A 6,415-nucleotide genomic window follows, 5' to 3' on the forward strand; every position below is an offset into this window, starting at 1 on the left:
TCTCGTGCCCGTTTTCGTTCCAGGAACGCACCATGAACCTTCAAGCCCCCCTTCCCTTTCGCGGCAACCAGGTCAGGACGACTGCCGACCTGCTCGCGTGGCACGCCCGCATGCCGGCCGAGCCGGCACTGGAGCCTGGCCTGCCCATCGTCGACGCCCACCATCACCTGTATGGCACGCCTGCCGATGCCAGCTTCTACCGCGGGGAAGACTTCTCCCGCGACATCGGCGGGCACCGCGTGATTGGCACGGTCTACGTCGAGGCTTACCTTGCCGGCTGGCGATCAAGCGGGCCGGAAGGCATGCGCTCGCTGGGCGAGGTGGAGCGGATCGCCGCCCTGTCGCAGGCGTCCTTGCCAACCGCGCAGGGCGCCTGCCAGATGGCGGCGGCCATCGTCTCTCATGTCGACCTGGCGTTGGGCGACGAGATTGGCACCATCCTCGAGGCGCACCAACAAGCCGGAAACGGCCGCTTACGCGGCGTGCGGAATATGGCAACGCACAATGAGGGCGTGGTCGGCCGCCATATCAAGAAGGCGCCCCGGGGCCTCCTCGGCGACACGGCGTTCCGGCGCGGCTATGCGTGGCTGGAGAGATTCGGACTGGCCTTCGACGCCGCGGTCTTTCACACGCAGATTGGGGAAGTCGCCGAACTGGCCGATGCGTTTCCCGACACCAGCATCGTGCTGAACCACGTTGGCATGCCCATCGGCGTCGAGGACTTCCGGCCGCTGCGCGATGAGGTATGGCGAACGCTGGAGACGGGACTGCGCGATTTGGCTGCGCGACCCAACGTGTTCGTGAAGATCGGCGGCCTTGGCATGCCGGTGTGCGGCTTCGCCTTTGAAACAGCGGACGCACCGCCGCCGTCAGAAGTACTGGCGCAGGCTTGGCGGCCATTCATCGACCTGTGTATTGAGGTATTCAGCCCCGCCCGCTCCATGTTCGAGAGCAACTTCCCGGTCGACAAGCAATCCTGCGGCTATTCGGCGCTGTGGAATGCGTTCAAACGCGCCACGCGCGCACTGTCCGAAGACGAACGCCGTGACCTGTTCTACCGGACGGCCTGCCGGGCCTATCGCTTACCCGGCCTCCAGGCCATCGCCGACGCCATGCCGGCATAGCCCGGCCGCGCAAGGGGCGCACCGCCGGCCGCCCCTTGCCCTGGCTTGGCTACGACTTCGTCTTGCCCACCACCACCGGCATGCCGTTGCGGATCACGCCGATATACATCACGCTCATGATCTGCTGGTCGGCACCCGAAGTCGCCTTGCCGCCCAGCCTGAGCGTGTCGCCTTGCACGGACGTCATCGGCAGCGCCTTCGAGAACGCCGCCGCGACCTTGGACGTGTCCTTCACGTCGCCGGCCTTCTGGATCGCCTGCAGCAGGACGCTGGCACCGTCGTAGAAGGACACCAGGATCTCGTTGGGGTCCTGTCCGACCGACTTCTTGTACTCGGACGCGATGCGCTTGTAGCCCTCCGAGCCGCGGTCTGCATAGAGGATGCTGATCATCCCCTCCGCCGCCTCCTTGCCCGCCGCCGCCACGATCTCGTTCGGGCCGGCGCCCCCAGTCTTGATGAACAACCCCTTGTAGCCCAGCTCGCGCGCCTGCCGGACGATCAGGCCGGCCGTGGCAGGCGGCGTGCTGCCAAGGTCGATCACCTCCGGCTTTAGGCCGATGATCTTGGTTAGCAGCGGCTGGAAGTCCTTCTGTGTCCGCTCGTACAGGTCTTGCCCGAGCACCTGGAAGCCATTCTCCCGGAACAGCCGGTTGCTCAGTCTGGCCTGGTCCCAACCGGTCTCGTCGTTGGGATTGATTTGGACGATGCGCCGCTCCTTGTAGTTGTTCTTGATCCACTCCACCAGCGACGGCAGGTAGTCGGCCGCCACGCTGAACATGCGGAACATGTACTTACTGTTGGCATCGACCGCCTTGGCGGAATAGGAAGACGTCAGCGCGATGACCTTGTCGGCCTCCACGTTCTGCTTCAGCGCAAGCGCGCCAGCCGAAGCCATGATGAACACGTACTTGACGCCATCCTGCCGTACCAGGCGGTTGTAGGCTGCCACGGCATCGGCGGCCTTGTACTGGTCGTCATAGGCGATCACCTCGACCTTGTACTTTTTGCCGTTGACATCGAGGCCACCCTTGGCATTGATTTCCGAGGCTAGGATCTTGGGCCCCTGCGCGGCGGCCGCGCCCCAGGGGGCGCCACCGCCGGTGAGCGCGGCGATGACGCCGATCTTCAGGGTGTCGGCGTGCGCGGCGGCGGGCAACCCGCCGTTGAGTGAAAACGCGACCGTCATGGTCAACGCGAGCTTGGTCAGTTTCATGATGTCTCCTCCGATCTGCGGAATGCGTCGGGTTGTGGTCGTGTCGTGCCTGGGGCTAGTACGCGAACTGGCTCATGCCGCCGTCCACCGGGATGACGGTTCCGGTGATGTAGCCGGCCAGCGGCGACGCGAGGAATGCCACCAGGTTGGCGAGATCGGCCGGCTTGCCGAAATAGCCGATGGGGATGTAGCGCTTGATGAAGTCGCCGCGCTGTTCGGCCGGATACAGGCGGTCGACCTGTTCGCTTTCGATGCGACCCGGCGGCACGCTGTTAATGGTAATGCCCTCGGCGGCGAGGTCGCGCGACATCCCTTTCGCCCACAGGTGCAGCGCAGCCTTGGCCGACAGGGCGGCGTTGAGGAAGTGCGGCTCCATCAGGCCCGTCACGTTGATGATGCGGCCCCAGCGAGCCTCGCGCATGGCCGGCAGCAGTTCGCCGGTGAGCCGGCGCGCGGCGGTGAAGTTGATCGCGAAGGCTTCGTCCCACGCCTCGTCGCCCGCCTCGACGGCGACCGGCCGGGAGCCACCGGCGCAGTTCACGAGGATCTCGATCGGCCCTGCGACTGCGGCCGCATCGCGTGCCACGCGCTTGACGCCCTCGACGTCGGTGATATCGCCCGCGACGATGGCCGGTCGTTCGAGTCCGCTCTCCTCCATCGAATCTGCCAGGCGTTCCAGCAGTTCCGCGCGCCTCGCCGTCGCCACCACGCGGGCGCCTTCGCGCATCAGCGCCTCGACAATGCCGGCGCCGATTCCCGCGCTCGCGCCCGTGACCAGGCATCGCCGTCCTTTCAGCATCAAGTCCATGTTCCTTCCTCCTCTATCCACCCGGGGATGGCTGCCACCGCGCCAGGGCGAACCCCATGCGCGGCAGAACGGACAGTAAAAAACGAGGCTCGGGCAGGTAGCCGAGCCCGCGAAAGCCCGGTGGGATGACGTAACTACCGGGCCGGAGACACCTCGTACGGATCAGAATTTGTGGCGGATGCCGATCGCCGTCCCGAACTGGTTGTTGCTGCCCTGCTGCAGGAAGTAGCCGGACGCAAAGCCGTTGGGCGACGAATCGAAGTTCAGGCCAGAATTCTTCGCGTAAGCCATCGACAGGTACACATCGGTGCGCTTCGAGAAATTGTAGTCAGCCGTGAAGCTAGCCTGCCACGGATTGGCGGGATTGATCGCCGCCGCCGTCTGGCCGATCCGCACTGTCTTCAGGTTGTCGTAGTAGTAGGCCAGCTTCAGCACCAGCGCCGAATTGACGTTGTAGTTGGCGCCAACCCAATACATGTCGTCGCGGAACAGGATGGTGTCCACCGAATTCTCGGCCTGCCCCCAACGGTAGCCCGCGAACAGCTTGGCCGGGCCCACGAGGTAGGTCAACGCGCCTCCCGCCTTCCTCACCCGGCCGGCATTGCCTGTGGTGATCGCCGGATTCCACTGGTCATAGGTGATGGTCGCCCCGAAGGGTCCCGATGCGTACGTCACGGCCGCGCCGTAGCCGCTGCTGTCGCGGAAGTGCCCTGGCGTTTCCCCGCCCGAGCCGGCCACCGGTACGACGCCGACCGTGCCGGCGCCGGCACCGAACGTCCAGTGCGCCACGGCGGTCACGGCGCCGAAGGTACCGGTGTACTTGATCGTGTTGTCCGAGCGGAAGGCCGGGCCAAGCAGGTAGGTCGACGGGTCATACAGCGGCGCATAGCCCAGCGGCGCGAAGTTGGCGAAGGCGTCGAACATCGACGTGTACTGGCGGCCAAACGTTACGGCACCGAAGCGGTCGGATTGCAGGCCCACGAATGCCTGCCGCCCGAACAGGCGGCTGCCTTGCGACGACTTGCCGTCATCCGCGCCAAAGCCGCTCTCCAGCGTAAAGATGGCGCTCAGGCCGTTGCCCAGGTCCTCCGCACCGCGCAGGCCCCAGCGCGAGCCGGACAGCCCGCCGCTGTTCACGAGCGCATAGCGATTGCCGCCGGGTTGCTGGGTGATCGTCCCGGTCGCGGTATTGACCGTCGGCGCCGCGTTGGCCATGTGGTTGACATACTCGACTGCGGTATCCACCACGCCATACAGCGTCACGTTCGTCTGTGCATGGGCGGCGCCGTTCAGGGCCGTCAGGGCGGTAAGCGCCGCCATCGCGAACATCGTCTTCTTCATGCTGCTCTGTCTCCTCCAGTGAAATTGTTTTTGCCGGACGAACACGGACGTGTTCCCCCGTACTGGTTATCTATGTCAGGCACGGACTGCGGAACTTGCGGGATGCTTACGCGGAATACTTTTTCAACGACTCTTCTCACGGGGACGAGAACTCTCGTGAGACGAGCCACGTTCGTTAGCAGGAGCAGCGAGGCGGTCCCGGGCGGCCAAAGCCACCGGCGAGAGGACCCGCCAGTTGGGATCCCCCTGGCAGCGCTTCACTTGCTCCAGGCAGTAGCGCAGGTAGGCCATCGCATCTCCTTGACAACAAGGCTGGCCGGACGCGCCGGTCAACCGTCTAAATCATTTATTACCGTCAGCCAAAAAATCGCCGGACGGATCAGACATGTCGCCCCCTTCGGCGAACTTCGGCCACTTGCGACGCACCAGTTCGCCATCGCCGGCATAGGCCGCGCAACTGTCAATCTTGCGCGGCTTGCCCGCCGCGTCCACGGGTTGGGGCTGCTTCTGCCGCGCTTCGAAGAGCGTCTGGAAGGCCACCGTCGCGAGCGGCTGCAACAACTCCCGCAGGTGCGTGCACCCGTGCCGGCCGCCGATACGTTCCCGGATGATCCGCGACCAGCCGGGCCCCAGCCGCTCGCCCACCAGCGCCCGCAGCGTCCGTCCTGCGTCGATGCAGACACCGAACGGCGCCGCATCCGTCGACGCGACGATGTCCACCACGGTCAGGTCGACATCCACCACCAGCCGCAGCCACATGTCGTGGATGGGCTCGCCGGGGGGGATCGACCGACCGCCTTCGACGGACAGGACCTGCGTCTTGGTGTCCGTCATGCGTGCCTCCACGTCGTAGAGGCCGTCGACGCGACGATATCCACGCAGTTCGATCGCGCGCAGGTGAAGCGCTTCACGGGCAACGGAGGGAGGCAGTGGCATGATGCTCAGGACGTCATGATCAGAACGTGCCCATGGTCAGGAAGCCATCGACGGGATCGAAGTCGCTCATCAGCTTCTTGCCGACCAAGTCCTTCAGCGTCTCGGTCGTACCGCCACCCAGCGTGCCGTAGCGTGCCCCACGATAGAACCGCGACACCGGATACTCGTCGGTGAAGCCATAGCCGCCATCTCGGCGAACTTCCAACGAATGCCCTGGAATTCTCCCACCGAGTGCCCGAAGATCTGCCGCTCACGCACATACTTGATGGCTTCCTCAAACGCGCCTTCGGCCAAACCAAGAGAGATACTCGGGTTCAAGCAACGCTGCGTGTTGAAGGCGGAAAGTAATTTCTTGAAGCCCCCTTCACCCAAAATCACATTCTCAACGGGTACCTCGCAGTTCTCGAACTGAATCTCYGAGAGGTATTCTCCGCCCATGGTGTGGTAGCGCCCGGTGACGTTGAAGCCCGGTGTATGCCGATTCACCAGCACGCACCCAATGCCGTCGCGCCCCGGCYGGCCGTTGATGCGGGTGAACACGATGAACCATTCCGCTTCATCRGCCTTGCTGATCAGCGTTTTCACGCCTTTGATCAACGCCCGGTCGCCCTTGATGGTGGTGTTGGTCCGGAAGTTTGGCACGTCGGTGCCAGCATGCGGCTCGGTCATGCAAATAGCGAGCAACACTTCGCCCGAACAGACCTTGGGCAGGATCTCGCGCTTCATGTGCTCCGGCGCATAGGTGGAAATCACGCGCGTTTGTACACCCACTTCGCTCATCAGGGCCATGGCAGTGACATAGCAGACCTTGGCGACCTCTTCCAGGACCAGGGCGGTATCGAATACCGGCAGACTCGAACCACCATATTCCTCGGGTACTGACATGCCCAGCACGCCGATCTCGGCCAAATCGTGCAGGTTCTCCCACGGGAACGTGCCGTCGAGCCACTTCATGGCGCGGCCGCGGAAACGGTCACGCGCCAGCTCACGCAC

5 protein-coding genes and 1 pseudogene are annotated in these 6,415 nt (G+C 64.4%); 1 reads left to right on the forward strand and 5 read right to left on the reverse strand.

The window, feature by feature from the left end:
* Positions 1-32: 32 nt before the first annotated feature.
* Positions 33-1,124 carry an amidohydrolase family protein gene (locus tag AC1DQ3_RS33415; RefSeq protein ID WP_477124391.1) on the forward strand — a complete coding sequence of 364 codons (1,092 nt, stop codon included), beginning with the start codon at positions 33-35 and terminating at the stop codon, positions 1,122-1,124.
* Between the two features lie 49 nt (positions 1,125-1,173).
* Here AC1DQ3_RS33415 and AC1DQ3_RS33420 read toward each other — a convergent pair whose 3' ends face one another.
* The 5 genes and pseudogenes from AC1DQ3_RS33420 to AC1DQ3_RS33440 all read right to left on the reverse strand — a co-directional run bounded on the left by AC1DQ3_RS33420 (position 1,174) and on the right by AC1DQ3_RS33440 (position 6,376).
* Complete coding sequence (locus AC1DQ3_RS33420; protein ID WP_477124392.1) at positions 1,174-2,337, reverse strand: ABC transporter substrate-binding protein; 1,164 nt, start codon at positions 2,335-2,337, stop codon at positions 1,174-1,176.
* A 55-nt stretch (positions 2,338-2,392) separates the two neighbouring features.
* A complete protein-coding gene (locus AC1DQ3_RS33425; protein WP_477124393.1) occupies positions 2,393-3,145 on the reverse strand; it encodes an SDR family NAD(P)-dependent oxidoreductase in 753 nt (250 codons plus the stop codon).
* 162 nt (positions 3,146-3,307) lie between these two features.
* Complete coding sequence (locus tag AC1DQ3_RS33430) at positions 3,308-4,486, reverse strand: porin (RefSeq protein WP_477124394.1); 1,179 nt, start codon at positions 4,484-4,486, stop codon at positions 3,308-3,310.
* A 342-nt stretch (positions 4,487-4,828) separates the two neighbouring features.
* Positions 4,829-5,422 (reverse strand): DUF2889 domain-containing protein, encoded by a 594-nt coding sequence (locus AC1DQ3_RS33435; RefSeq protein WP_477124395.1) that lies wholly within the window; start codon positions 5,420-5,422, stop codon positions 4,829-4,831.
* Positions 5,423-5,441: 19 nt separating this feature from the next.
* Positions 5,442-6,376: pseudogene (locus tag AC1DQ3_RS33440) on the reverse strand (acyl-CoA dehydrogenase family protein).
* Positions 6,377-6,415 lie beyond the last annotated feature (39 nt).

The sequence above is a fragment of the Cupriavidus sp. 01T418 genome (genome assembly GCF_056398885.1).